This window comes from Microbacterium sp. CSI-V, from assembly GCF_001984105.1.
Classification (GTDB): Bacteria; Actinomycetota; Actinomycetes; order Actinomycetales; family Microbacteriaceae; genus Microbacterium.
The window spans coordinates 784599-810962 of sequence record NZ_MTQM01000008.1 but is presented as its reverse complement, the minus strand read 5'-3'; the positions used below and the strand labels follow the sequence as shown (position 1 = coordinate 810962).

The following is a 26364-nucleotide window of genomic DNA, read 5'->3' as shown; positions in this document are numbered from 1 at the left end:
GGTTACTCGATGATCTCGGCCTCGATCACGTCATCGTCGGCCACGGGGTCGGCCGCGGGACCGGCGCTGGCCAGCACCAGCGACTCGCCGTCGCTCGCGACGTCGACCTTCACCACGTCGCCGTCGTGCACCCCGCCGGCGAGGATCGCCATCGCGAGGCGGTCCTGCACCTCGGACTGGATCAGGCGGCGGAGCGGACGCGCGCCGTACACCGGGTCGTATCCGCGCTCGGCGAGCCACGACCGGGCGTCGGGCGTCACCGCGAGCGTCAGGCGACGTTCGCGGAGCCGCTTGTGCAGCGCGTCGACCGCGAGCTCCACGATCTGGGCGAGGTCGTCCTCGGTGAGCGCCTGGAAGATCACGATGTCGTCGAGACGGTTCACGAACTCGGGCTTGAACGCCTGACGCACCAGTGCCTGCACCTGCTCGCGCTTGGTCTCGATCGACAGCGTCGGGTCGATGAGGATCGGCGAGCCGAGGTTCGACGTCAGGATCAGGATGACGTTGGTGAAATCGACCGTGCGGCCCTGGCCGTCGGTCAACCGGCCGTCGTCCATCACCTGCAGCAGGATGTCGAACACCTCGGGGTGCGCCTTCTCGACCTCGTCGAGCAGCACGACGCTGTACGGGCGCCGACGCACGGCCTCGGTCAGCTGACCGCCCTGCTCGTAGCCGATGTACCCCGGAGGGGCACCGACGAGCCGCGCGACGGAGTGCTTCTCGCCGTACTCCGACATGTCGATGCGCACCATGGCGTGCTCGTCGTCGAAGAGGAAGTCGGCGAGCGCCTTCGCGAGCTCGGTCTTGCCGACGCCCGTGGGGCCGAGGAACAGGAACGAGCCGACCGGGCGGTTCGGGTCGCTGATGCCGGCGCGCGAGCGCCGCACCGCGTCGGACACCGCCTTCACGGCATCCTTCTGCCCGATCAGGCGCTTGCCGAGCTCGCGCTCGAGGTGGAGCAGCTTCTCGGTCTCGCCCTGCAGGAGACGACCGACGGGGATGCCGGTCCACGCCGCGATGACCGCCGCGATGTCTTCGTCGGTGACCTGCTCGTTGACCATGCGGTCGCCCGCGGGCTCCTCGCGCTCGGCGGTCATCAGCTCGCGCTCGAGAGCCGGGATGTCGGCGTACAGCAGGCGCGACGCGCGCTCCAGGTTGCCCTCCCGCTGCGCGCGCTCGGCATCCACGCGGGCGGCGTCGAGACGCGTCTTCAGGTCGCCGACGCGGTTGAGCGACGCGCGCTCGCGCTCCCATCGGGCCTGCAGCTCGTCGAGCTTCGCCTGCTCGGCCGCGAGGGTCTCGCGGAGGGTCGCCAGGCGCTCCTTCGAGGCGGCGTCCTTCTCTTTCTTCAGCGCGAGCTCTTCGAGCTTGAGGCGGTCGACGTGGCGACGCAGCTCGTCGATCTCGAGCGGGGCCGAGTCGATCTCCATGCGCAGGCGCGACGCGGCTTCGTCGATGAGGTCGATGGCCTTGTCGGGCAGCTGCCGCGACGGGATGTAGCGGTTGGACAGGGATGCCGCGGCCACCAGCGCCGCGTCGGCGATCGCGACCTTGTGGTGCGCCTCGTAGCGCTCCTTGAGGCCGCGGAGGATCGCGATCGTGTCTTCGACGCTGGGCTCGCCGACGTACACCTGCTGGAAGCGGCGTTCGAGGGCGGCATCCTTCTCGATGAACTCGCGGTACTCGTCGAGGGTGGTCGCACCGATCAGGCGCAGTTCCCCGCGGGCGAGCATGGGCTTGAGCATGTTGGATGCCGCGACGGAGCCCTCGCCGCCGCCCGCGCCCATGAGCACGTGCAGCTCGTCGATGAAGGTGATGATGCGGCCGTCGGACTCGGTGATCTCTTTGAGGACGCTCTTCAGGCGCTCCTCGAACTGGCCGCGGTACATCGCGCCGGCGACGAGCGCCGAGATGTCGAGGGCGACGAGCTCTTTGTTCTTGAGGCTCTCGGCGACGTCGCCCGCGACGATGCGCTGAGCGAGCCCCTCGACGACGGCGGTCTTGCCGACGCCGGGTTCGCCGATGAGGACGGGGTTGTTCTTGGTGCGGCGCGTGAGCACCTGGCTGACCCGGCGGATCTCGCTGTCGCGCCCGATGACGGGGTCGAGCTTGCCCTGCCGGGCCCGGTCGGTGAGGTTGATGCCGAACTGCTCGAGGGCGCTCCGCGCGTCCTCCTGTCCGGGCTGTTGTGTGGCGTTCATGGTGTCTCCTGGAAATCTTTCGCAAACTTGAGTTGCGTTGACTCAAGTTTAGCAGCGGCCGGTCGGAAGGGCAATGGATGCCGGGACACCCACCACCGCTGCGGCATCGGCGGGTCTATGGTGAGCGCGTGAGCACAGGTACGGCCACCGCGCCCCGCCCCGACATCCCGTGGAACCCGCCGCCCTCGTCGACCGAGCGCCGCGCTCAGGGTCGCGAGATGCGGAAGCGATTGCCGCGGCGCGATCTCGCACGCCTCACCGTCGAGGGCCGCGATCCGCTCGGCATCCTGGATGCGCAGAATGCGACCCGCATCCCCGAACTCGTGCCGTTGCGCATCGAGCGGATGTCGGCGAACCCGTTCGCCTTCTACCGCGGCTCCGCGGCCGTCATGGCCGCCGACCTCGCGCGCGACCCGTCCACCCCGTTCCACGTCGCCTCGTGCGGCGACGCCCACGTGGCGAACTTCGGCTTCTACGCCTCACCGCAGCGCACCCTCGTCTTCGACCTCAACGACTTCGACGAAGCGGCCTGGGCGCCGTGGGAATGGGATCTCAAGAGGCTCCTCACCAGCGTCGTCCTCGCCGGCGCAGAGACCGGACGCGACGAGTCCGTCGTCCGGGATGCCGTCGAGGCGACGGTCGGCTCCTACATCCGCGCGATCCGCGCGCTGGCCCAGCGGGACCCGATCGAGCGCTACTTCGAGCACTTCGGGCCGCGGGACGTCCTCGACTCGCTGGACCGCGCGTCGCGCGCCGTGCTGAAGAACGCCATGGCCGATGCTGAACGTCGGACCGGCGCCCGCGCCGTCCGCCGCCTCACCACCGACGTGGGGGCGGGACGCCTCGCGTTCGTGCACCAGCCGCCGCTCATGACCCCCGTCGACGCGGAGCTCGCCGCGCGCGTCCTCGCCGTTGACGGCGCCTACCGGACGTCGGCGAACGTCGACGTGCGCCTGACCCTCGAGCAGTACAGCATCACCGACGTCGCGCGTCGCGTGGTGGGCGTGGGCAGCGTCGGAACCCGCTGCTACCTCCTGCTCCTGCAGGACGGGGACGCTCACGCCTTCGTCCTCCAGGGGAAGCAGGCCGGCGCCAGCGTGCTGCAGCAGTTCGGCGGCATCCGTCAGCCGGAATCGCTGGTCGCGCTCATCGCGTCCGACGGGGAGGGGGCGCGGGTCGTGTCGCTGCAGCGCGTTCTCCAGGGCGTGTCCGACCCGTTCCTCGGGCACGTCCGGGGCGCCGAGGCCGACTACTACGTGCGCCAGTTCCACGACATGAAGGGCGGCATCGAGATGGTGGAGCTCGCCGACCAGCCGTTCCGCCGATACGCCCAGGCGTGCGGGGTCACCCTGGCGCGCGCGCACGCGCAGTCTCCGGATGCCGCCGCCGTGGCGGGCTACGTCGGCTCCGGTCGCGCGGTGACCGAGGCACTGGCGTCCTGGGCGTTCGCGTACGCCGACGTGTCGCGCGCGGACCACGCCGCCTTCGTCGCCGCGCACGCCTGAGGCGGGGCGGTCCGGCGAGCTCAGGCCGGCACGGCCTCCCGGGAGGGCACGGCCACGTCGTCGGAGCACGAGAAGCGGGCGCGGTACGCGGTGGGGGTGAGCCCCATCGTGCGGGCGAAGTTCTGCCGCAGCACCGCCGCCGAGCCGAAGCCGCACTCCGACGCGATGCGGTCGAGGCCGAGGTCGGTCTCCTCGAGGAGCCGCTGGGCGTGCAGCAGCCGCTGCCGCGCCAACCACGCGGCCGGCGTCGCACCGAAGTCGGCCTTGAAGCGGCGCGCGAACGTCCGCGGCGACATGTGCGCGCGGGCCGCGAGCCGCTCAACCGACAGGTCGGCGTGCAGGTTCTGCATCATCCACTCGGTGACGGGGGCGAGCGACAGCGACGTGTCGACCGGGATCGGGGCCGCGATGAACTGCGCCTGCCCGCCGTCGCGCTGCGGCGCGACGACCATCCGCCGGGCGATGCGGTTGGCGAGTTCGGCTCCCAGTTCCTGCCGGAGCAGGTGCAGGCACGCGTCGAGCCCCGCCGCGGTACCGGCGCTCGTGATGATGTTGCCCGACTGGACGTACAGCACGTCGGGGTCGACCTCGATCTCGGGGTACATGCGGGCCATCGTGTGGGCGTAGCGCCAGTGGGTCGTGGCGCGACGCCCGTCGAGGACGCCCGCGGCGGCGAGGACGAACGAGCCGCTGCACACGCTCAGCAGCCACGCGCCGCGGGCGTCGGCGCGGCGCACGAGGTCGATCACGCGTTCGTCGACGTGCTCCCACTGCGCGCGGGGGATCGGGGCCAGGACGAGGATGTCGACGTCGTCGGCGGCGTCGAGACCGTGCTCGACGTTGATGGAGAACCCGATGTTGGACGGGACCACGCCCGGGTCGGGGCTCACGATACGGAAGTCGAAGTTCGGGATGCCGTCATCGCTGCGGTCGAGTCCGAACGCCTCGCACGCGAGGCCGAACTCGAACGGGGCGAAGCCGGGCTGGACGACGACGGCGACGGAACGCATGGATCCTCCGGGTGGCAGAAATACATCGAATGTCGTCCATCATGCCACTCGCAGGCATGATTCGTACAGACGTAGTTTCTCTGCCATGGCTTACTTCATCGCTTTCGGCCTCCTCGCCCTGATCGGGATCGGCGCCTCCGTCTGGCTGATCCGCACCGACGGCTACCGCCGCGTCCCCACCGACTCGCGCCGCCTCCCCGGCGGCAGCGAGCTCCGCGCACCGCGCGACGACGCCGCATCGCCCGCCGCGTCAGCCGCAGCCGCGTCCGCCGCAGCCGCGACCGAGGCCGCCGCACCCGAGGCCGCCGAGGCGTCGCGGCGCGCGACCCCCGGCCGCGTCCAGCGCGCTCAGCGCGGCGCGACGGCCCGGGCGTAGACCTCGACCATCGCCGCCGTGCGCGACGACTGCCGGAACCGCTCCCCGATCGTCGGATCCACCGCGACCGGGGAGCCCGCGGCGATGTCGGCCGCCGCGCGGCGCAGAGTCTCGGCGAGCGCCGGGACGGTGGCATCCCCGACGCTCCAGACGCCCCCGCCGAGCTCCGCGGCGATGTCGGGGTCGCTGACCACGGCGGGAGTCCCGAGCGATGCGGCCTCGAACACCGTCATGCCCTGCGTCTCGAAGCCGATCGAGGTCTGCACGACGGCGTCCGCCGCGGCGAGACGCGCGAGCGTCCGGGCGTACGGCATCCTCCCCGCGAATCGGATGGATGCCACCGGGCGCGTGCGCTCCACGAGGCGACGGGCCGCGCGCAGCTGCGCTCCCCCGCCGATGACCTCGACCTCGGCGTCGATGCCCGCTGCCGCCACGGCCTCGAGGAAGGGCAGAAGCCGCTTCTCCGGGCTCATGCGACCGATCCACACGAACCGCGGGCGGCCGGGGCGCCGCTCGGCGGATCCCGCCGCGAGCGCGGCATCCAGGATGTCGTCGTCGATGCCGTTCCACACGACGTCGACGCGGGCGGTGTCCTCAGCGCCTCGGACGGTGTCGCCGGGGACCGCGCCGTGCGCCTCGAGCCGACGCGCGAAATGCGCCGACGGCGCCGTGACCGCGGCCGACAGCCGTGCGAGGCGGCGCAGGTAGGCCCAGCCGTCGGGCTCGTGCCGGGGTTCCCGGCCGCGCAGCGCGGGCCGAAGCGCCCGGCGCGCCCACGCATTGAGCACCCGCATCACGAGAAGCGGGAACGGGGCGGTCGCCTCGATGCCGACGTCGACGCGGTTGTGCATCGTGTGCACGACCGGGAGCCCCTGCCGTGCCGCGTACCGGTGGCCGATGAACGCGCCCCAGAAATCCGCCTGCACGTGCACGACGTCGACGGGCGCGCGGCCGGCCAGCGCGGCATCCACGAGACGATCCGTCCGGCGACCCGGCCACGAGAGCGCGTACTCGCGGTCGAGGGTGACCGGGATCGACGGGAGGTCGACGTACGCGGTGTCGGTGGGGGCTCGGCGATGCATCCGAGGCGCGACGATCGTCACGGTGTGGCCTGCGCGCTCGAGGAACCGCCGCTGCAACCGCATCGACACCTGCGCACCGCCCAGCGACTCCACGTGCTGGTCGGCGAACATCACCACGTGCACGGGGTCACTCCGGAATCGGCCGTCCGCGGTAGAGCGCCTCGAACGTGTCGAGCGTGCGGCCAATGTCGTGGACCCGCACCCCGTCGAGCGACGCCTGCTGCATGCGGCGACGCTCGTCGGGCTCGGCGGTCAGCACGTCGGTGAGGCGCGCGGCGAGCTCGTCGGCGTCACCCGGCTCGAAGAGGTAGCCGTTCTCGCCGTCGTGCACGAGGTGCGGGAGGGCGACGGCGTTCGCCGCGACGATCGGCAGACCGGATGCCATCGCCTCCATCGTCGCGATCGACTGCAGTTCGGCGATCGAGGCGATCGCGAACACGCTCGCCCGCGTGTAGAGGGAGCGGAGGTCTTCCTCGGATGCGTGCCCGTGGAACGTCACCCGGTCGACGACGCCGAGCTGGGCGGCGAGCTGCTCGAGGTTGCGGCGCTGGTCGCCGCCGCCGACGACGTCGAACGTGGCGTTCAGGGCCGGGTCGAGCTGCGCGAGCGCGTGTAGGACGACGTCGATGCCCTTCTCGCTCGTCAGGCGTCCGACGAAGAGGATGCGGTTCGCGTCGCGCGGCTCGAGGTCGGCGGTGTAGTTCGACCGGTCGATGCCGCACGAGACCGGGATGACGCCGTGGATGTCGATCGTCGACTCGAGGAAGTCCGCCGCACGGCGCGTGGGGGTGGTCACCGCGCGGGTGAGGGCGAACGTGCGCTTCGCGTCGGCCCAGGCGAGCTTGACGAAGATGCGGTCGAGGAAGTCGGGCAGCGTCGTGAAGTCGAGGATGTTCTCGGCCATCACGTGGTTCGTGGCGATGAGCGGGATGCCGCGCTTCTTGGCTTCGCGCGCGAGGCCGCGCCCGATGATGATGTGCGACTGGATGTGCACCACGTCGGGCTTCACGTCGTCGAGCACCCGTCGGGCGTAGTGCTTCGCCCGCCACGGCAGGACGAACGTCAGCCAGTCGTGCGGCAGGAAGCGCCACGACGGAAGACGGTGCATGGTCATCGGTTCGCCCTCGATGACCTCGGTGAACACACCGGTGTTGCGGTGCCCGTCGCTCGGCGCCATGACGTGGACGTCGTGTCCGCGCGCCACGAGACCGGCGGCGAGCCGCTCGGCGAAGCGGGCCGCGCCGTTGACGTGCGGGAGGAAAGTGTCGGCGCCGATCAGGACCCGGAGCGGGCGGTCGGGCGAGGGTGAGGGGGCGGGCGTCGCAGGAGTGGTCACGAGTGGTGAGGCCTATCTGTGCGGCGGAACGGGTCGCACGGTGCGGTGCATGCGCGTCACAACTGTACCCGAGCGGTTTTGGAGGACCCCGGATGCCGCCCACGCGCGGGGCCCGTCGGCTGTCCGCACACTCCCGTTCCGCGTCCCTCCGTTTGGGGCGGGTTCCTCCGTTGGGGGCGCGGGAATCTCGCCCCAAACGGCAGAACGCGCCCCAAACGCTGCGGGCGGCGGCGTCAGCCGCGCGCGGCGCTCGGATCGAGCACGGGCGCGCCGTCGTCGGCCGCGCTCTCGAACTGCGACTGGTACAGGCGCCAGTAAGCGCCGTGCGCGGAGATCAGCTCGTCGTGCGATCCCTGCTCGACGATGTCGCCGTGCTCCATCACCAGGATGAGGTCGGCGTCGCGGATCGTCGACAGGCGGTGCGCGATGACGAACGATGTGCGCCCCTCGCGGAGGGCCGCCATCGCCTGCTGCAGCAGTAGTTCCGTTCGCGTGTCGACCGACGACGTCGCTTCGTCGAGGATCAGCACGGACGGCCGCGCGACGAACGCGCGCGCGATCGTGATGAGCTGCTTCTCGCCCGCGGAGACGTTCGCGGCATCCTCGTCGAGGACCGTGTCGTACCCCTCGGGCAGGGAATGGACGAACTGTTCGACGCGCGTCGCGACGGCGGCCTCGACGATCTCTTCGTCGGTGGCCGACTCGCGCCCGTACCGGATGTTGTCGCGGATCGTGCCGGCGAAGAGCCACGGGTCCTGCAGCACCATGCCCGTGCGCGAGCGCACGTCGTCGCGGCGGAGGTCGGCGATGTCCTGCCCGTCGAGGAGGATGCGTCCGCCGTCCAGCTCGTAGAACCGCATGATGAGATTCACGAGCGTGGTCTTGCCCGCGCCGGTCGGCCCGACGATCGCCACCGTCTGGCCGGGCTCGACGCGGAACGACAGGTCGCGGATGAGCGGCCGGTCGGGCGTGTACGAGAACCGCACCGACTGGAACTCGATGACACCGCGGCCCTCGACATGGGCCGGGGCGTCGTCGGCATCCGGGTCCTGCTCGTCGGCGTCGAGGAGCGCGAACACGCGCTCGGCCGAAGCGGTGCCCGACTGCACGACGGCGGCCATGCCGCCCAGCTGCGACAGCGGCTGAGTGAACTGCTGCGAGTACTGGATGAAGGCCTGCACGTCGCCGAGGCGGATCTGTCCTCCGGCGACCATCAGGCCGCCCAGCACCGCGATGCCCACGTAGGTGAGGTTTCCGACGAACATCATGCCGGGCATGATCATGCCCGAGAGGAACTGCGCCTTGAAGCTCGCCTCGAACAGCTCGTCGTTCTCGACCTCGAACTTCTCGCGCGCGTCCTTCTCGCGGCCGTACACCTTCACGAGCGCGTGGCCCGAGAACGACTCCTCGATGCGGGCGTTGAGGCGGCCGACCTTCTTCCACTGCTCGCCGAAGGCCTTCTGCGACTGGGGTCCGATGACGCCGAAGATCACCGCCATGAGCGGCAGCGAGACGAGGGCGACGAGGGCCAGCTGCCACGAGATGCTGAACATCATGATGAGCACGCCGACCACCGTCAGCACCGAGGTGAGGGCGCTGGAGAGCGATTGCTGCATCGTCTGCGTGATGTTGTCGATGTCGTTGGTCACGCGCGAGATGAGCTCGCCGCGCTGCACCTTGTCGAAGTACGACAGCGGCAGGCGGTTGATCTTGGCCTCGACGTCTTCGCGCAGGCGCCACATGGTGCGCACCATGATCACGTTGATGACGTAGCCCTGGATCCACGACAGCAGCGACGAGCCGACGTAGATCGCGAGGACGGTGACGATGACGATGCGGAGCGCGTCGAAGTCGACCCCGGCCCCGACCTGGAAGTTGTCCATGGCGGAGACGATGTTGGCGACGTCGCCCTGCCCGGCGGAGCGGAGCGCCTCGACGACGGTGTCCTTCGGGGTGCCCTCGGGGAAGCCCTGGGCCAGGGACTTCGAGACGACGCCCTCGAAGATGATGTTCGTGGCGTTGCCGAGGACGCGCGGGGCGAGCACCGCGAGCACCACGCCGATGGCCCCGAGGAACGAGACGAAGGCGAAGGCCCACGCGTAGGGCCGCAGCAGACCGATGAGACGGCGGAAGCTCGGGCCGAAGGCCGCGGCCTTGCCCGGTGCGACGCTGTTCCAGTCGCCGGAACCCTGGCGGGCCTGCTCGGCGAGTTCGAGCTCGGCGCGTTCTTCCTCGGTGAGGGCGTCGGGCGTGCTCATGCTTCCACCCCCAGCTGCGACTCGACGATCTCGCGGTACGTGGCACTGGTCTGGAGCAGCTCGTCGTGGCTGCCGAGCCCGACCATGCGCCCGTCTTCGAGCACCACGATGCGGTCGGCTCCGGTGATCGTCGAGACGCGCTGCGCCACGACGATCTTCGTCACGTCCGGCAGTTCCTCCCACAGGGCTCTGCGCAATCGCGCGTCGGTGGTGAGGTCGAGGGCCGAGAACGAGTCGTCGAAGACCAGGATGCGCGGGCGGTGCACGATCGCGCGGGCGATGGCCAGGCGCTGGCGCTGCCCGCCGGACACGTTCGTGCCACCCTGGGCGATGCGGGCTTCGAGGCCGCCCTCCATCTCTTGCACGAAGTCGCGGCCCTGCGCGATCTCGAGCGCGCGCCACAACTCGTCGTCGGTCGCGTCTTCCCGACCGAATCGCAGGTTCGAGGCGACCGTGCCGCTGAAGAGGAACGGACGCTGCGGCACGAGCCCGATGCCGCGCCACAGCTCGTCGAGGTCGGCCTCCCGCACGTCGACGCCGCCGACGCGCACGGAACCGTCGGTCACGTCGAACAGACGCGGGATGAGCGAGACGAGCGTCGTCTTCCCCGCTCCCGTGGATCCGACGATCGCGACGGTCTCGCCGGGAGCCGCGGTGAAGCTGATGCCCGAGACGACCGGCGACTCGGCCCCCGGGTACGCGAACGCCACGTCGTCGAAGACGACCTCGCCCGGAGCGGGGAAGGCTGCGACGGGGTTCTCGGGTCGACGGAGGGTGGAGGTGCTGTCGAGCACCTCGGTGATGCGCTCGGCCGAGACCGCGGCGCGCGGGATCATCACCGTCATGAAGCTGGCCATGAGCACGCCGCCGAGGATCTGGGCGACGTACTGGATGAAGGCGAAGAGCGTGCCGATCTCGACCCCGCCGGCGTCGACCTGGATGCCGCCGAACCAGATGACCCCGACCACGGTGACGTTCAGCACGAGCATCGCGAGCGGGAACAGCAGGACGAAGAGCGAGCCGACCTTGCGACCCACGACGAGGATGTCGGTGTTCGCTCCGCGGAAGCGCTCTTCTTCGATGCGCTCGCGCACGAACGCGCGCACCACGCGCACGCCGGTGAGCTGCTCGCGCATGATGCGGTTCACCGCGTCGAGCTTGGTCTGGTAGCTCCGGAAGAGCGGCACCATCCGCGCGATGATCAGCGCGACCAGGACCAGCAGCACCGGCACCGCGACGCCGATCAGCCAGCTGAGGCCCACGTCTTGCTGCAGGGCCATGATTATGCCGCCGATCGCGAGGAGCGGGGCGCTGACGAGCATCGTCGCGCCCATCATCGCGAGCATCTGCACCTGCTGCACGTCGTTCGTGTTGCGCGTGATGAGCGATCCGGCACCGAACTGCGAGAGCTCCCGCTCCGAGAATCCGCTCACGCGCTCGAAGACGTCGCGACGGATGTCGCGCCCGGCGGCCATCGCCGCACGCGCGGCGAAGTACGTGGCGATGACGGATGCCGTGATCTGCCCGAGCGAGATGACGAGCATGATCGCGCCGCGCGACCAGATGTATCCGGTGTCGCCCTGGGCGACGCCGAGGTTGATGATGTCGGCGTTCAGGCGGGGCAGGTACAGCGTCGCGACGGCGGACGCGGCCTGGAACGCCAGGATGGCGACGAGGAGCCAGCGGTATCTCGAGAGATACCGGATGAGGAGCTTTCCGAGCACGACGTTCTCCGGGAGTCCGATCGGGGCGGCACGACCACCGCGGATCAAGAGTGGCACGAACCTCCGACATCGCGGGAGCGCTTCCGCCGTGGGCGTACGACGACCCCGGCATCGTGGCATCCGGACTCGTAGGCTGGAGCCATGCCCCGACTCCAGGCAGACGCCCCCACCGACCTCTGGGTGCCCGTCACCGGCTCGCTCGGGCTGCGCGGCAGACGGCATCGCAAGGCCGCGATCCGGATGCTGCTGACGCAGGCGAACCGCGCGGTCGGCGCGACCGAGCGCCCGGGCAGCGGGCTTTTCGCCTGGGTGGCGAGTCAGGCCGCGCCGCTCCTCATGCGCCGCGCGGCCGGCCGCGTGCTGGTGTGGGTGTGGCGCAGCGACCCCGACCTGCTCGTCGTCATGGCGCAGCTGCAGGAGGCGACGTCGCAGCTGCGCGCCGCGCGCGCGATGATGCCCATGGAGTACGACGACACCGAGTCGTTCCCCAACCCGCACCTCGGGGTCGGCGAGAAGCTCGCGATGCCGCTGCCCGCCGACCCGCGCACGCCTCCGTTCGCGACCTACACGTGGGACACGGGCGCGCACTTCGTCACGGTCACCGCCGTGTGCGCCGACCGGGAACGGTTCGGCACCGTGATCGCGGCCGTCGACGACGTCGCGCGGACGCTCCGGGTCGTGGACGACCTGCGCGTGGGCGAATCGGCCACGGTGCTGCGGCTCGGTCCGGCCTGACGACGCGACCCCGTCCGACGGTGCGGACCGCGGGCCCTCACCGGTCGGGGTGCGCGCGATCGACCGCGTCGTCGGGCTGAACCCGACGCCGGTCGTGCGCCTGGGCGACGCGCTCGCTCGCCCACGACGAGATCGTCGCGACGATGAGACCGACGAGCACCACTCCCCCGGCCATGAGCACGACGGCGGCGAGCCGACCGACGACCGTGACGGGCGCGTAGTCGCCGTAACCGACCGTCGTCACGGTGCAGACGGCCCACCACAGGGCGTCGCCGAACGTCCGGATGCTCGCCCCCGGGGCGTGCCGTTCGGCCTGCAGCACCACGAGGGCGACCTGCCAGATGAGCAGCAGCACGCTACCGAGACCGTAGATGATCAGCTGCGCGCGTACCGAACTGCCGGCCGTGCGGGTGAAGCTCGTCAGCCGGGTCAGGGCACCGAGCAGCCGCACCGGCCGGAGGATCGGCACGAACACCACGGCGAGATCGAGCAGATGGCTCCGGAACCAGACCCCTCGCGGCCGCGCCCACAGCAGTCGCACGAGGTAGTCGCCGGCGAAGACGATCTGCACCGCGAGCATGAACGTGAAGGCGATGCCCTCCCAGCTCCCGCGGATGTCGCCGATCACCTGCGCGGTGTAGACGACCACCCACAGCAGGGCGAGGACGGTGAGCGGCCAGTAGGTCCAGGCCTCCCACCGCCGCGTCGCGGCGCTCTCGCCGCGCTGGCCCACCGGGGGAGGAACGGTTGCGAGCGTCATGCTCGCACTCTAGGACCGGCGATCACGCGCTGGCGAGGAGCGCCGGGCGCGCCCCCACCGAGCGCGAGCGCCTCAAGCGGCCGCTGCGACACCTGTCGGAAGAGATCGCCGTGTGCCGGAGCCCGATCGGTGGAAGGGTGGGGGCATCCCTCGCCCGTGCATCACCCGGAGGACACGACATGGATGCCGAACGCCGCCGCATCGGCTTCCTCCTGTTCGACGGGCTGAAGGCGTTGGACTTCGTCGGCCCGGCCGAGGTGTTCTCCGAGGCGAATCTCGCGACCGACGCGTACGAGATCCTGTTCTTCTCGCCCACCGGCGAAGGCGTCGAGGCGTTCATGGGGCTGCGCCTGGGCGTCGATGGCGCGGCCGCGGACAGCGGGCCGCTCGACACGGTGATCATCCCGGGCAGCGAGCTGGCTCCCGCCGTCTTCGACGACCCCGAATTGCGCGCGGCGATCCTGTCGCTCTCGCAGAGATCGCGGCGGGTCGCCTCGATCTGCAGCGGCGCGTTCGGACTGGCGGCGACGGGCCTGCTCGACGGCTTCCCCGCGACCACGCACTGGAAGTTCGCCGACATGCTCGCCGACCGGTACCCGCTCGTCGCGGTGGACTCGGAGCGCATCTACACGCGGCAGGGCGACATCTACACGTCGGCGGGCGTGGCCGCCGGGATCGACCTCGCGCTCGCCCTGCTCGAGGAGGATCTCGGCACCGACGTCGCGCGCAGCGTCGCGCAGCACCTCCTGGTGTACATGCGCCGCTCGGCGGGGCAGTCGCAGTTCTCCGCGGCGCTGAAGCTCCCGGCTCCGCGGACGCCCCTCGCGCAGGCGGTGGCCGAGTACGTCTCGAACGATCCGACCCGGCCGACGATCGTGACCGGACTGGCCGCGCACGTGAATGTCAGCCCGCGGCATCTGACCCGTGTCATCCGCGAAGAACTCGGCGTCACGCCGAGCGCCTACATCGCGTCGCTGCGGCTCGAGCTCGCCGTGAACCAGCTCGAGAACGGGCGGACGGTCGCCGAGTCCGCCGCGGCGGCGGGATTCTCGTCCGCCGCCGCGCTCCGCCGCGCGTTCGTGGACCGGTATCGGACGACACCGTCGGCGTATCAGCGGCGGTTCCGCGCATCGAGCGTCACGGACGCACCGTCCCCCGTGGAGGACGACCTCCCGTCCCCCGCCTGACCCGGGGTCAGAGCGCCTGCCGCCGGGGCACCCCGGACGCGGACGCGAGGGACGGGGATGCCACGTACTCGGCATCCCCCTCTTCCTCCGCCCGCGCGCGGGCGACGAGGTCGCGAAGAGCCGCGACGCCCGGGGTGCGCGGTTCTGCGAAGAAGACCGTGACGGTGTAGCCGGACGTGCCGGGGACGGCGAGGGTCTCGCTGCGGAGGTGCACCCAGCCGTGCGGCTCGATGTGCACCATCGGCCGTGAGCTGCGGTGCGGGCGGATCTCGCACCGGCTCCAGATCTCCGCGAAGCGCGGGTCGCTCGCCGAGAGCCCCGCCACGAGCTTCCGCAGGCGCGGGCTCCGGGGATCGGCGTAGTACCGCAGAGCAGCGGCGAGCGTCTCGGCCGTCCGACGCCAGTCCGGCTCGGAGTGCGGGTCGGGGAAATGCTCGAACACCGAGACCAGGAGGTTGGAACCGACGCGCAGCTGGTCGGGTGCGAGCAACCGGCCGGGGGCGTTCACGGCGACGACGTCGAGGGTGCCGTTGAGGGCGTAGGCGGGGGTGTCGGCGTACAGGTCGACGAGCGTCGCCACGCCCTCCGGGAGGTCGTCCTCCTCGGCCGACGGTCGGCCCTCGCCGGAAAGATCGGCGATGCGGTGGAGATACTCCTCGCCGGGGCCGTCGAGGAGCAGCGCACGGCCGAGCGCCGACAGCACCTGCCGTGACGGCTGGTGCCCGCGGCCCTGCTCGAGCCGCAGGTAATAGTCGCTGCTGATGCCGGCGAGATCGGCCACCTCGGTGCGCCGCAGGCCCCGCACGCGTCGGCGCGGCTCCCGCGCGATCCCCACTTGCTCGGGCGTCAACGACTCGCGGCGGTCGCGAAGGAACACGGCCAACGGCCCCGCGGTGTCGTTCACATCAGCCTCCGGCGAGTAGTGGAATGCTCCCTCCAATTCTCCGTGGGAGCGGTTCCTCTCGTGCTGCACGAACGGACACGAGTACGTCGCAACCGGACGAGTGCATTGAGGGCCCCCGGGGGCGACGGGATAGCGTTGGCTCATGGGTCGGCCTCGGCAGTACGACGAGCAGAATCTGCTCGACACGGCGCAGGAGCTGTTCTGGACGCGCGGGTACGACCGGACCTCGCTCGAGGAGGTCGCCCGTGCGTCCGGCGTCGGCACGAGCAGCCTCTACGCCCGCTACGGCAGCAAGCTCGGACTCTTCCTCCGGGTCTTCGGCCGCTACTGCGCGGCCCGCGTCGAGCTCGCCTCGGGCGGTCCGGCGGGACCCAGCGCCGACCTCGAAGCCGCCGCCTCCGAGTACCTCGACCGCGTCGTCTCCGACTGCCTCTCCTACGCGGACCGACGTGGATGCCTCATGCTCAACAGCATCGCCGAGCTCGGCGACCGGTTCCCCGAGGTCCTCGCGGTGGCGGATGCCGCGATCGACGAGATGGAGTCCGCGCTCACCGCACGGCTGTGCGAGACCGCTGCCGCCCACCACATCGCCCTCTCGCCCGCAGACGCACGGCGCGCGGCCGAGACCACGGTGCTCGCCTCCCAGGGCATCGTGCAGCTCAGCCGCCTGCGTGTGCCGCCCCGGCGGTTGCGCGAGCTCGCGGCGCGTTCGTCGCGGCTGGTCGCACGCCCGGCCTGACGCCCGGGCGCCCGGGCCGTCGGTTCTACGCCAACAGACGCTCCGCGGTGCGCTCGCGCGGCAGCGGCACCGGCGTCGCCGCGGCCGGCTGCTCGCGGCGCAGCTCCTCGTCCCACAGCCGCAGGAGCTTGAGGGTCAGGTGCAGCGTGCTCCGCTGCAGGCCGTCGGCCAGGGCCTCGCGGACGACCTCCGGCATCTGCTCGAGCCGGTAGTACAGCGTCGTGCGGTGGATGTGCAGGCGCTGGCAGGCGACGGAGGCGCGCCCCGCGGCATCCAGGTACGCCTCGACGGTGTCGCGCTGCGTCGAGTCCTCCGACGACGCCAGCACGAAGGCCGCCGGGCACGCCTGCACGAGGAGCGAGCGCGAACGGGGCAGCGTCTGCACGAGCGCCCAGCCGCCGAGGTCCTCGGCGCGCACCGAGGTCACCTGGTCGGGGAGGGTCGCGCGCAGGTGCGCGGATCGAATGGCGCGCGAGACCGCGTCATCCACGTCGCCGTCGTCGAGCGACCCCGCCGCCAGCGCGAACCCCCGGGCGGTCATGCCCTGCGCGGCGGCCTCGGCATCCACCGTCCTGTTCAGGGCGTCGAGGTCGAGGGTGCGGGATGCCACGAAGATCGCGGCCCCTCGGTGCGCGCCGACGAACTGCACGGCACCGTGGAGGACGGTCGCCAGGCGGCGCCCGAACGCGACGATGCCCAGTTCCGGTGCCGGGTCGAGCACCACGGCGAGCAGCTCGATGCCGTCGGCGCGGCCGTCGATCCAGCGGCGGGAACGGAGCTCCCACAGCGCATCGCGACGCACGCTCGAGTCGTCGTCGATGAGGTTCGCGAACACGCGGTCACGACGCGCCGCGGGACTCGCGCCGGAGGCCGTCTCGAGCAGGTGAACCGCGGCGTCGACCACGGCCCACTCGCGCGGCGAGAGGTCGGCGCGCGCCGTCCCGCCGATGCGCAGCGCACCACCGCCGAACGCGATGTCGGCGTCGGCATCCGCGGGCTCGTCGGCGCGGCGGAGGGTCACGCGTCGCCCGAGGGCGTGGGACAACTGATCGATGATCTGCGGCGGGTGCATCGTGCGGCTCCTCACGTGCGGTCCGGGGTGGGTACGGCCCACCGTACGGACGCCCGCCGCGACGCGCGTGGCCCTCTGAGACCCACGGTGGAACGACGACGGCGCGCCCCGGGCGGGAGCGCGCCGTCGGATGCGGAGGACCGATCACTCCTGGATGAACGCCAGGATGTCGGGGTTGATCACGTCGGCGTGCGTCGTGAGCATGCCGTGCGGGTAGCCCTCGTAGATCTTGAGGGTCGAGTTCTGCAGCAGCTCGTGCTGCAGAAGCGCGGCGGCCTTGTACGGCACGACCTGGTCGTCGTCGCCCTGGAGCACGAGCACCGGGACCGTGATGGCCTTGAGGTCTTCGGTCTGGTCGGTCTCGGAGAACGCCTTGATGCCGAGGTAGTGCGCCTGCGCGCTGCCGGTCATGCCCTGACGCCACCAGTTGTCGATCACGGGCTGCGAGGGGGTGACACCCTCGCGGTTGAAGCCGTAGAAGGGGCCGGATGCCACGGCCTCGAAGAACTCCGCACGGTTGGCGGCGAGCGCCTCGCGGAACCCGTCGAACACCGACAGCGGGGTGCCCTCGGGGTTGGTGTCGCTCTGCAGCATGATCGGCGGCACGGCGGCGACGAGCACGGCCTTGGCGACGCGACCCTGCGGCTGACCGTACTGCGCGACGTAGCGGGCGACCTGGCCGCCACCGGTCGAGTGACCGATGTGGATGGCGTTGTGCAGGTCGAGGTGCTCGACGACGGCGCTGACGTCGCTGGCGTAGTGGTCCATGTCGTGGCCGGTGCCGATCTGCGACGAGCGGCCGTGACCGCGGCGGTCGCTGGCGATGACGCGGTAGCCCTTGTCGAGGAAGTACAGCAGCTGGGCGTCCCAGTCGTCGGACGACAGCGGCCATCCGTGGTGGAAGACGATGGGCTGGGCGTCGGTGCTGCCCCAGTCCTTGTAGAAGATCTCGGCGCCGTCGGTCGTGGTCACAAATGGCATGTCAGCCTCCGCTCGGATGTTCGACGAGCGCCCTCCGGGGGTGTGTTCCGGGGCGTCGCCGGTGAACACGCCTCACTGTAGGAGCGGGTGGGGGAACCGGCATCCGACAATCGTCCGAGAATCGTCCGACCGGCGGCGAGACGCGGGTCACGCGTCGCCGCGCACCCTCAGCGCGTCCCGGCGCGTCGGCCGTCAGTCCTCGTCGTCGAGCAACCCGCCCGGGCGCCAGAGCACCACGTCGGTCGCCCGCCGCACGCGCGCCCCGTGGCGCAGCGTCACCACCGAACCCGTGGCCCCCGCGGCGAAGACCCGGGCGCCCGGACGCGACTGGCGCTCGGCCATCAGCTGACGCTCCAGGTCGGTGACGCGCCGCGCGAGTTCGTGCACCCGCTCCTCGAGCGCCAGGAGACGCGCGATCGCGGGGAGGCTCATCCCCTCGCTCGACAGGCGCGCGACCTCGCGCAACTGCTGCACGTGACGGCTGGAATACCGCCGCGATCCGCCCTGCGTGCGGGCGGGCACGACCAGGCCGAGCCGGTCGTACTGCCGCAGCGTCTGCGGGTGCATGTTCGACAGCTCGGCGGCCACGGCGATCGCGAAGATCGGCGCATCCTCATCGAGTTCCTTGTCGGACACGGCCTCTCCTCTCTCGTGGATCGCGTGCTCCTGGCATCCGATTGTGGCGGATGCCAGGAGCACGGCGTCACTGACGCGCCTTGGCCATCAGGTCGGCGCGGGGATTCTCTTTCGGTTCGAGCGCGTGGAAGCGCTCGAGGGCCTCGCGGGCTTCGTCGCTGAGGTGCTGCGGAACGGCCACCTGGACTTCGGCGAGCAGGTCGCCGGTGCCCTTGGACGAATGGATGCCGCGCCCCTTGACCCGCAGGACGCGCCCGGAGGGGGTGCCCGGTGCGACACGCAGCCGCACGGGCTCGCCCCCGAGGGTGGGCACCTCGATCGTGGCGCCGAGGGCCGCCTCGGTGAAGGTCACGGGGACCGTCAGCCGCAGGTTGAGCCCCTCGCGCGAGAACACCGGGTGGGGCCGGACCGCGACCGTCACGACGATGTCGCCGTTCTCGCCGCCGTCCGGAGACGGACGGCCGCGACCGCGCAGTCGGATCTTCTGGCCGTCGGCGACCCCCGCGGGGATCTTCACCTTGAACGGGACACCGTCCTCGCCCTGCAGGGTGATCGTCTCCCCCTTGGCTGCGGTGACGAAGTCCAGCGTCGTCCGGGCGGTGACGTCGGCTCCGCGCTGCGGTCCGCCGAAGCCGCGGTAGCCGCCCGTGGTCTGACCGAACCGGCCGGAGCCGAAGCCGCCGCCCTGCTGGTCGAACATCGAGAAGAAGTCCTCGAAGCCACCGCCGGGAGCGGACGCGCCTCCGCGCTGCTGCCCGAACCGGCTGAAGACGTCGTCGAAACCGCCGCCCCCGCCGGCCCCGGGTGCCGAGAAGCGCGCCCCCGAGCCCATGGCCCGGATCTGGTCGTACTCCTCGCGCTGCTCGGGGTCGTTGAGCACCGCGTAGGCCTCGCTGATCTCCTTGAACTTCGCCTCGGCCTTGGCATCACCCGGGTTCGAGTCGGGGTGGTACTGGCGCGCGAGCTTGCGGTACGTCTTCTTCAGATCGGCAGCGCTCACGCCCTTGTCGACACCGAGGACCTTGTAGAAGTCCTTGTCGAACCAGTCCTGACTCGCCATGTGTCCTCCTACTCGACCGGCACGGCGACGACGACCTTGGCCGGTCGCAGCTCGACGGAGCCGAGGCGGTACCCCACCTCGACGACCTCGAGCACCGTGGCCTGGGTCACGCCCGGGGTGGGCGCTTGGAAGATCGCCTCGTGCTGCTGCGGGTCGAAGGGCTCGCCGGCGGTGCCGTACGAGACCACGCCGAGTCGCTCGGCCACGGCCCGCACCTTGTCGCCAATCGCCGCGAAGGGCGTGCCCTCGACGAGGTCGCCGTGCTTCTCAGCACGGTCGAGGTCGTCCATGACGGGCAGGAGGCCCTTCACGGCCTCGCCCTTCGCGCGTTCGATCTCGCGCTCGCGCTGCTCCTCGGTGCGCCGACGGTAGTTGGCGTACTCGGCCTGCAGGCGCTTGAGGTCGATCAGGAGCGAGGCCTCTTTGTCGGAGGACGCCCCCTCTGCGGCGGCCTCGGGGGTCTGCTCGGCGCCGAGGATGTCCTCGATCGTGAGGCCCTCGGCATCCGGGGTCTGCTCGCCCGACGGCGCGGGGCCGGAGGTGTTCTCCTCCGGCCCCGTCGTCTCGTCAGGACCGGCGCCCGAGCCCTGGGGCTGTTCGTCGTCCTTGTGTGCCATCAGTTCTGTCGCTTACTTCTTCTCGTCGGTCTCGTCGTCGACGACTTCGGCGTCGATGACGTCTTCCTCGGGGTTCGGCGTCTCACCGTTGCCGGGCTGGCCGACGTTCGGGTCGGCCTGCTCGCCCTGGGCCTGCGACGACGCGTAGATCGCCTCGCCGAGCTTGCCCTGGCTCGCGTTGAGCTTGTCGAACGCGGTCTTGACCGCGTCGTCGTCGTCACCGGCGAGCGCCGTCTTGAGGGCGTCGACGTCGGCCTGGACCTCGGTCTTGACCTCTTCGGGCAGCTTGTCCTCGTTGTCCTTGATCAGCTTCTCGATCGAGTACGACAGGGTCTCGGCCTGGTTGCGGGTCTCGGCGGACTCGCGGCGCTTCTTGTCCTCCGCCGCGTTCTCCTCGGCCTCGCGGACCATGCGCTCGATATCCTCCTTGGGCAGCGACGAGCCGCCCGTGATGGTCATCGACTGCTCCTTGCCCGTGCCCTTGTCCTTCGCGGACACGTGCACGATGCCGTTGGCGTCGATGTCGAAGGTGACCTCGACCTGCGGGATGCCACGGGGAGCCGGGGCGATGCCGGTGAGCTCGAAGGTGCCCAGCGGCTTGTTGTCGCGGGTGAACTCGCGCTCGCCCTGGAAGACCTGGATCGCGACCGACGGCTGGTTGTCGTCGGCGGTGGTGAAGGTCTCGCTGCGCTTGGTCGGGATGGCCGTGTTGCGCTCGATGAGCTTGGTCATGATGCCGCCCTTGGTCTCGATACCGAGGCTCAGGGGGGTGACGTCGATGAGCAGCACGTCCTTGCGCTCACCCTTGAGGACACCGGCCTGGAGCGCTGCGCCCACGGCCACGACCTCGTCGGGGTTGACGCCCTTGTTCGCGTCGCGACCGGTCTCCTTCTTCACCAGCTCGGCGACCGCGGGCATGCGGGTCGAGCCACCGACGAGCACCACGTGCGCGATGTCGTCGACCTTGACACCGGCCTCGCGGATGACGTCCGAGAAGGGCTTGCGAGTGCGGTCGAGGAGGTCCTTGGTGAGGTCCTCGAACTTCGCGCGGGTGAGCGTCTCGGACAGCGAAACGGGGCCCGAGTCGGTCAGCGAGAGGTAGGGCAGGTTGATGGAGGTCGAGGTCGAGCTCGACAGCTCCTTCTTGGCCTGCTCCGCGGCCTCCTTGAGGCGCTGGAGGGCGATCTTGTCACCCGAGACGTCGACACCGGTGGTGTCCTTGAACTGCTTGATGAGGTAGTCGACGACGCGCTGGTCCCAGTCGTCTCCACCGAGGCGGTTGTCACCGGCAGTGGCGCGCACCTGGATGGTCGAGAAGTCGTCGTCCTTGCCCACCTCGAGCAGCGACACGTCGAACGTTCCGCCACCGAGGTCGAAGACGAGGATGAGCTCGTCCTCCTTGCCCTTGTCGAGGCCGTACGCGAGAGCGGCGGCGGTGGGCTCGTTGATGATGCGCAGGACGTTCAGGCCCGCGATCTCGCCGGCCTCCTTCGTCGCCTGACGCTCGGCGTCGTTGAAGTACGCGGGCACCGTGATGACGGCATCCGCGACGCTGTCGCCCAGGTACTCCTCGGCGTCGCGCTTGAGCTTCTGGAGGATGCGCGCGGAGATCTCCTGCGGCGTCCACTTCTTGCCGTCGACGTCGAACGTCCAGTTCGTGCCCATGTGGCGCTTGACGGACGAGACCGTGCGGTCGACGTTGGTGACGGCCTGGCGCTTGGCGGTCTCGCCGACGAGCACCTCGCCGTCCTTGGTGAAAGCGACGACCGAGGGGGTCGTGCGGAAGCCTTCGGCGTTGGCGATGACCTTCGGCTCGCCGCCCTCGAGCACGCTCACGACGGAGTTGGTCGTCCCGAGGTCGATTCCCACTGCACGTGGCATATGTGTCTCCTTGATCATGAGCCGGGCGGATGCCACGACTCGGGGTTTCGTAAAGTCTGCTGCGCGGGTTGAGCCGCGATGACTCAAGGCTAACGCAGGCGACTCGAGGCGTCAAGCAGACTTGATATGAATTGGCTCAACTTCTGCACTGGCGGGTCGGGACGTCTGGAGCCGGCATCCACGGGTTTGGGGCGCGTTTGTGCGGTTGGGGCGCGAAAATCCACGCCCCGAACGCACAAACGCGCCCCAAAGCGGCCGCGAACCACGACGCCCCCGCGACCGGGCAGGTCGCGAGGGCGTCGAAGGAGGGATGCCGCGGGCTCAGTCGCGATCGTACGAGCGGCGCTGCGGACGCTCGGTGCGCTTCGCGGACCGGCCGCCCTGATCCAGGCGCAGGTCGATGAGGACGCCGGAGATGCGGGTGTCGGTGAGCCGGTTGAGGGTGTCGCGCGAGAGGTCGGCCGGAAGCTCCACGAGCGAGAAGTCCTGGCGGATCTGGATGGCGCCGAAGTCGTTGCGGCGGAGGCCCCCCTCGTTCGCGAGCGCCCCGACGATCTGGCGCGGCTCGACCCGCTGCCGACGCCCGACGGCGATCCGGTACGTGGCGAACCGGCCGTCGCTGTCACGGCGTTCGCGGCGCTCCCCGCCCTCGCGGGGCGCGCGGTCGCGGTCGCGATCCCGGTCGAAGCGCGGCTGCGAGATCGTCTCCTCCTCCATCAGCAGCGGCGTGTCGCCCTGCGCGACCACGGCGAGCGCCGCGGCCACGTCGGCCTCGGGCACGTCGTGGTGCGCGACGTAGTGGGCGACCACGTCGCGGAAGGTCGCGATCGCGGCGGTGTCCTCGAGCGCAGTGGTGATCGCGTCGTCGAACCGGGTGAGGCGCGTGGCGTTGACGTCGTCGACGCTCGGCAGCGACATCTCCGTCAGCGGCTGGCGGGTGGCCTTCTCGATCGCGGTCAGCATGCGACGCTCGCGCGGGGTCACGAAGCTGATGGCATCCCCGGTTCGTCCGGCACGTCCGGTGCGGCCGATGCGGTGCACGTACGACTCGGTGTCGATCGGGAGGTCGTAGTTGACGACGTGGCTGATGCGCTCGACGTCGAGGCCGCGCGCGGCGACGTCGGTCGCGACGAGGATGTCGAGCTTGCCCGACTTCAGCTGGTTGACCGTGCGCTCGCGCTGCACCTGCGCGACGTCACCGTTGATGGCGGCGGCGGTGTAGCCGCGGGCACGCAGCTTCTCGGCGACCGTCTCGGTCTCGTTCTTCGTGCGGGTGAAGACGATCATGCCCTCGAAGTTCTCGACCTCGAGGATGCGGGTGAGCGCATCGATCTTCTGCTGGTACGACACGACGAGGTACCGCTGCGTGATGTTCGCCGAGGTCGTGGTCTTGGTCTTGACCGTGATCTCTTCGGGGTCATTGAGGTACTGCGCCGAGATGCGGCGGATCTGCGCCGGCATCGTCGCCGAGAACAGCGCGACCTGCTTGGTGGACGGGGTGTCGGCGAGAATCGTCTCCACGTCCTCCGCGAAGCCCATCTTCAGCATCTCGTCGGCCTCGTCGAGCACGAGGTACTTCAGCTCGCTGAGGTCGAGGGTGCCCTTGTCGAGGTGGTCCATGATGCGACCGGGCGTGCCCACGACGATGTCGACGCCGCGGCGGAGCGCCGACAGCTGCTGACCGTAGCCCTGACCGCCGTACACGGGGAGCACCGAGACGCCCTTGATGTGCGCGGCGTACTTCTCGAACGCCTCGCACACCTGTAGCGCGAGTTCGCGGGTCGGGGCGAGCACGAGGGCCTGCGGGTTCTTGTGCCCGGTCTCCATCTGCGACAGCACCGGGAGGGCGAACGCGGCGGTCTTGCCGGTACCGGTCTGGGCGAGGCCGACGACGTCGCGCCCCTGCAGGAGGACGGGGATCGTGGCGGCCTGGATGGCCGACGGGGTCTCGTAGCCGACGTCCTTGAGGGCCTTGAGCACGGCGGCATCCAGTCCCAGGTCGGCGAAGGTGAGCTGCTCGGGGGCGGTGTCCGCCTCTTCGGAGGGGACGGGGTTTTCGGATGCCATGACTCCACGGTAGTGCGCCACCCCGGGAAACCCCCGTTCGAGGCCGCACGAGGGTCTACCCTGAGCCCACGCGCCGCCGACGGCGCGTCCGCGCCGAACGTCTCCGCGCGTTCACCGAAGGGTCCTAGCGTGAGCGACATGTCCACTCCCGGCGCCGCCCCCGCGGCATCCCTCCCCTCCACCGACGGCAAGCGCCCCGTCCTGGCCTGGGCGCTGTGGGACTGGGGTTCGGCGGCGTTCAACGCGGTCGTCACGACCTTCGTCTTCAGCACCTACCTGTCGAGCTCGCTGTTCGTGGACCCCGCGATCGTCGCGGCCGCCGGCGACGACGACCGCAACCCCGCGCTGGTGAAGGCGCTGGCCGAGAACGCGAGCCTCGTCGGCACCGCGCTGATGATCGCGGGCATCGCGGTCGCGCTCCTCGCCCCGGTGCTCGGTCAGCGCAGCGACGGCTCGGGTCGGCGCAAGCTCTGGCTCGCCGTCAACACCGGCGTCATCGTGCTGGCGATGGCGGCGATGGTGTTCGTCCAGGGCACTCCGCAGTACCTGATCCTCGGGGCGACGCTGCTGGCCGTCGGCAACGTCTTCTTCGAGTTCGCGAGCGTCAACTACTACGCGATGCTGTCGCAGGTCTCCACGCGCGAGAACATCGGCCGCGTCTCGGGCTTCGGCTGGGGCATGGGTTACGTCGGCGGGATCGTGCTCCTCCTCCTGCTGCTGATCCTGTTCATCCAGGGGTTCGGGAACCCGGATGCCGCGGGCCTGCTCGCCGTGCCGAAGGACGGCGGCCTCAACGTGCGACTGGCGGTGCTGGCATCCGCGGTGTGGTTCGCGGTGTTCGCCATCCCGGTGCTCGTGCGCGTGCCCGAGATCCCGGCGCAGAACCGGAAGGTGCGGGTGGGCTTCTTCCAGTCGTACGTGCTGCTGTGGGGGACGCTGCGCTCGCTCTGGAGCGACAGCCGCCCGGTGCTGCTGTTCCTCATCGCCAGCGCGATCTTCCGCGACGGCCTGGCCGGCGTGTTTACGTTCGGGGCGATCATCGCGGCGCAGGTGTTCGGGTTCTCGTCGACCGAGGTACTGTATTTCGCCGTCGCCGCGAACGTCGTCGCCGGCATCAGCACGATGTTCGCCGGACGCCTCGACGACCGCTTCGGCCCGAAACGCGTCATCGTCGTCTCGCTCGCCGGACTCATCGTGCTGGGCTGCGCGATGCTGCTGATCGGCACCTCGCAACCGCTGTTCTGGGTCGTGGGCCTCGGCCTCGGCCTCTTCGTCGGCCCCGTCCAGTCGGCGGGCCGCACCTATCTCTCGCGGGCGACGCCGGAGGGCCGCGAGGGTGAGATCTTCGGCCTCTACGCCACGACCGGCCGCGCGGTGTCGTTCCTCGCGCCCGGGCTGTTCGCGCTGTTCGTCGGGCTCACCGGCGACACCCGCCTCGGCATCGTGGGGATCGTGCTGATCCTCGCCGTGGGCCTGGCGCTGATGATCCCCGTGCAGAACCGCGGCGCCGAGATCCGCTGACACGCGGCCTGCGGGCGGCCTGGGTTTGAGCTTCGGCGTCGGCGTCGGCGTCGGCGTCACGAGAACAGGCCATGCGCCGAGAACAGGGCGATTCCGTCGAGATCGGCCTGTTCCGGCGGCATCCCCTGTTCTGGTGTCTGGGATGCCGCGGAGTCAGTCCTGCGGCCAGGCGTCGGCGAATTTCGCCAGGAGGCGGGCGAAGTCGGCGCGCTCGGCGTCGGTGAAGGACTCGAGCGCGGAGCGCACGGCATCCCGCCGCCTGCCCCGGAGGCTCGAGACGAGGCGCTCGCCCTCGGCGGTGAGCCGCACGCGCGTGCGGCGAGCGTCGTCGGGGTCGGGCTCGCGTTCGACGAGCCGCATCTGCACGCCCTGCTGCACGAGGCGTGACGCGCGGGGCTGATCGACGCCGACGGCGTCGGCGATCTCACTGACCGACAACGGACCGGATGCCGAGACGAGGGCGTCGAGCATTCGCAGGCGTGCGACGCCGGCGAACCGCCCCTGGCCGGGGTCGGCCCACGGCGGGCCGCCGTGGAACGGGTGCGGACCGTGGCCCCGGTGTTCGTGGGCGTGGGGGCCGCCGAAGCCTCCGGCGAACGGGGGGCGCGGCCGCCGACCGCGGAGTTTGGCGAGGGCAGCGGCGATCTCGTCGGCGGGGTCGGCGATCATGGACTCGATTTTACATGTCGCTTGACAAGCATCCGGAATACAT

General features: G+C 70.7%; 22 protein-coding genes. 6 read left to right on the top strand and 16 right to left on the bottom strand.

Going from position 1 to position 26364, the window contains the following annotated elements:
- Positions 1-2: 2 nt before the first annotated feature.
- Positions 3-2201, bottom strand: coding sequence for an ATP-dependent Clp protease ATP-binding subunit (locus tag CSIV_RS10300; protein ID WP_077051260.1), 2199 nt, complete (start codon positions 2199-2201; stop codon positions 3-5).
- Between the two features lie 128 nt (positions 2202-2329).
- Here CSIV_RS10300 and CSIV_RS10295 point away from each other — a divergent pair, with 128 nt between their 5' ends.
- A complete protein-coding gene (locus tag CSIV_RS10295) occupies positions 2330-3706 on the top strand; it encodes a DUF2252 domain-containing protein (RefSeq protein ID WP_238592365.1) in 1377 nt (458 codons plus the stop codon).
- A gap of 20 nt (positions 3707-3726) precedes the next feature.
- On the opposite strand, the gene CSIV_RS10290 is transcribed toward CSIV_RS10295, so the two are convergent.
- Positions 3727-4716, bottom strand: a complete 990-nt coding sequence (locus CSIV_RS10290) for a GlxA family transcriptional regulator (protein WP_077051259.1) — start codon at positions 4714-4716, stop codon at positions 3727-3729.
- A gap of 85 nt (positions 4717-4801) precedes the next feature.
- Here CSIV_RS10290 and CSIV_RS10285 point away from each other — a divergent pair, with 85 nt between their 5' ends.
- Entirely contained in the window at positions 4802-5092 is a 291-nt protein-coding gene (locus CSIV_RS10285; protein ID WP_077051258.1) for a hypothetical protein, read from the top strand.
- On the opposite strand, the gene CSIV_RS10280 is transcribed toward CSIV_RS10285, so the two are convergent.
- The 4 genes from CSIV_RS10280 to CSIV_RS10265 form a co-directional block, all read right to left on the bottom strand.
- Positions 5065-6297, bottom strand: a complete 1233-nt coding sequence (locus CSIV_RS10280; protein ID WP_077051257.1) for a glycosyltransferase family 4 protein — start codon at positions 6295-6297, stop codon at positions 5065-5067. The two genes, CSIV_RS10285 and CSIV_RS10280, sit on opposite strands and share 28 nt — an antisense overlap.
- 4 nt (positions 6298-6301) lie before the next feature.
- The gene (locus CSIV_RS10275; protein WP_077051256.1) at positions 6302-7510 is read right to left on the bottom strand and encodes a glycosyltransferase; all 1209 of its coding nucleotides are present in this window, start codon (positions 7508-7510) and stop codon (positions 6302-6304) included.
- Between the two features lie 233 nt (positions 7511-7743).
- Positions 7744-9768 carry an ABC transporter ATP-binding protein gene (locus tag CSIV_RS10270; RefSeq protein WP_077051255.1) on the bottom strand — a complete coding sequence of 675 codons (2025 nt, stop codon included), beginning with the start codon at positions 9766-9768 and terminating at the stop codon, positions 7744-7746.
- Positions 9765-11492 (bottom strand): ABC transporter ATP-binding protein, encoded by a 1728-nt coding sequence (locus tag CSIV_RS10265; protein ID WP_077051416.1) that lies wholly within the window; start codon positions 11490-11492, stop codon positions 9765-9767. The genes CSIV_RS10270 and CSIV_RS10265 overlap by 4 nt, the downstream gene beginning before the upstream one ends.
- Positions 11493-11633: 141 nt before the next feature.
- Between CSIV_RS10265 and CSIV_RS10260 the strand changes: the two genes are divergently transcribed.
- On the top strand, positions 11634-12227 hold the full coding sequence (locus CSIV_RS10260) for a hypothetical protein (protein WP_077051254.1): 594 nt from the start codon (positions 11634-11636) through the stop codon (positions 12225-12227).
- Positions 12228-12264: 37 nt separating this feature from the next.
- On the opposite strand, the gene CSIV_RS10255 is transcribed toward CSIV_RS10260, so the two are convergent.
- Positions 12265-12987 carry a potassium channel family protein gene (locus tag CSIV_RS10255; protein ID WP_083735097.1) on the bottom strand — a complete coding sequence of 241 codons (723 nt, stop codon included), beginning with the start codon at positions 12985-12987 and terminating at the stop codon, positions 12265-12267.
- A gap of 179 nt (positions 12988-13166) precedes the next feature.
- Between CSIV_RS10255 and CSIV_RS10250 the strand changes: the two genes are divergently transcribed.
- Positions 13167-14174 carry a GlxA family transcriptional regulator gene (locus CSIV_RS10250; RefSeq protein WP_077051252.1) on the top strand — a complete coding sequence of 336 codons (1008 nt, stop codon included), beginning with the start codon at positions 13167-13169 and terminating at the stop codon, positions 14172-14174.
- 7 nt (positions 14175-14181) lie between these two features.
- On the opposite strand, the gene CSIV_RS10245 is transcribed toward CSIV_RS10250, so the two are convergent.
- Positions 14182-15078: a helix-turn-helix transcriptional regulator gene (locus CSIV_RS10245; protein WP_077051251.1), complete on the bottom strand. Its 897-nt coding sequence runs from the start codon at positions 15076-15078 to the stop codon at positions 14182-14184.
- Positions 15079-15220: 142 nt separating this feature from the next.
- On the opposite strand from CSIV_RS10245, the gene CSIV_RS10240 reads away from it, so the two are divergent.
- The gene (locus tag CSIV_RS10240) at positions 15221-15817 is read left to right on the top strand and encodes a TetR/AcrR family transcriptional regulator (protein ID WP_077051250.1); all 597 of its coding nucleotides are present in this window, start codon (positions 15221-15223) and stop codon (positions 15815-15817) included.
- A 25-nt stretch (positions 15818-15842) separates the two neighbouring features.
- Here the strand turns inward: CSIV_RS10240 and CSIV_RS10235 are convergent, their stop codons facing one another.
- From CSIV_RS10235 to CSIV_RS10205, 7 genes are all read right to left on the bottom strand, one after another.
- Positions 15843-16889, bottom strand: a complete 1047-nt coding sequence (locus CSIV_RS10235; protein WP_077051249.1) for a helix-turn-helix domain-containing protein — start codon at positions 16887-16889, stop codon at positions 15843-15845.
- Between the two features lie 144 nt (positions 16890-17033).
- Positions 17034-17870 (bottom strand): alpha/beta fold hydrolase, encoded by an 837-nt coding sequence (locus CSIV_RS10230; RefSeq protein WP_077051415.1) that lies wholly within the window; start codon positions 17868-17870, stop codon positions 17034-17036.
- 192 nt (positions 17871-18062) lie between these two features.
- Positions 18063-18506, bottom strand: a complete 444-nt coding sequence (locus CSIV_RS10225; protein ID WP_077051248.1) for a heat shock protein transcriptional repressor HspR — start codon at positions 18504-18506, stop codon at positions 18063-18065.
- A gap of 67 nt (positions 18507-18573) precedes the next feature.
- The gene (locus tag CSIV_RS10220; RefSeq protein ID WP_077051247.1) at positions 18574-19566 is read right to left on the bottom strand and encodes a DnaJ C-terminal domain-containing protein; all 993 of its coding nucleotides are present in this window, start codon (positions 19564-19566) and stop codon (positions 18574-18576) included.
- Between the two features lie 8 nt (positions 19567-19574).
- Positions 19575-20183 (bottom strand): nucleotide exchange factor GrpE, encoded by a 609-nt coding sequence (gene grpE / locus CSIV_RS10215; protein ID WP_077051246.1) that lies wholly within the window; start codon positions 20181-20183, stop codon positions 19575-19577.
- A 12-nt stretch (positions 20184-20195) separates the two neighbouring features.
- Positions 20196-22064: a molecular chaperone DnaK gene (dnaK, locus tag CSIV_RS10210; protein ID WP_077051245.1), complete on the bottom strand. Its 1869-nt coding sequence runs from the start codon at positions 22062-22064 to the stop codon at positions 20196-20198.
- Between the two features lie 321 nt (positions 22065-22385).
- Complete coding sequence (locus tag CSIV_RS10205; RefSeq protein WP_077051244.1) at positions 22386-24131, bottom strand: DEAD/DEAH box helicase; 1746 nt, start codon at positions 24129-24131, stop codon at positions 22386-22388.
- Positions 24132-24269: 138 nt separating this feature from the next.
- On the opposite strand from CSIV_RS10205, the gene CSIV_RS10200 reads away from it, so the two are divergent.
- The gene (locus CSIV_RS10200) at positions 24270-25652 is read left to right on the top strand and encodes an MFS transporter (protein WP_077051414.1); all 1383 of its coding nucleotides are present in this window, start codon (positions 24270-24272) and stop codon (positions 25650-25652) included.
- A 153-nt stretch (positions 25653-25805) separates the two neighbouring features.
- On the opposite strand, the gene CSIV_RS10195 is transcribed toward CSIV_RS10200, so the two are convergent.
- On the bottom strand, positions 25806-26321 hold the full coding sequence (locus CSIV_RS10195; protein WP_077051243.1) for a MarR family winged helix-turn-helix transcriptional regulator: 516 nt from the start codon (positions 26319-26321) through the stop codon (positions 25806-25808).
- Positions 26322-26364: the final 43 nt, after the last annotated feature.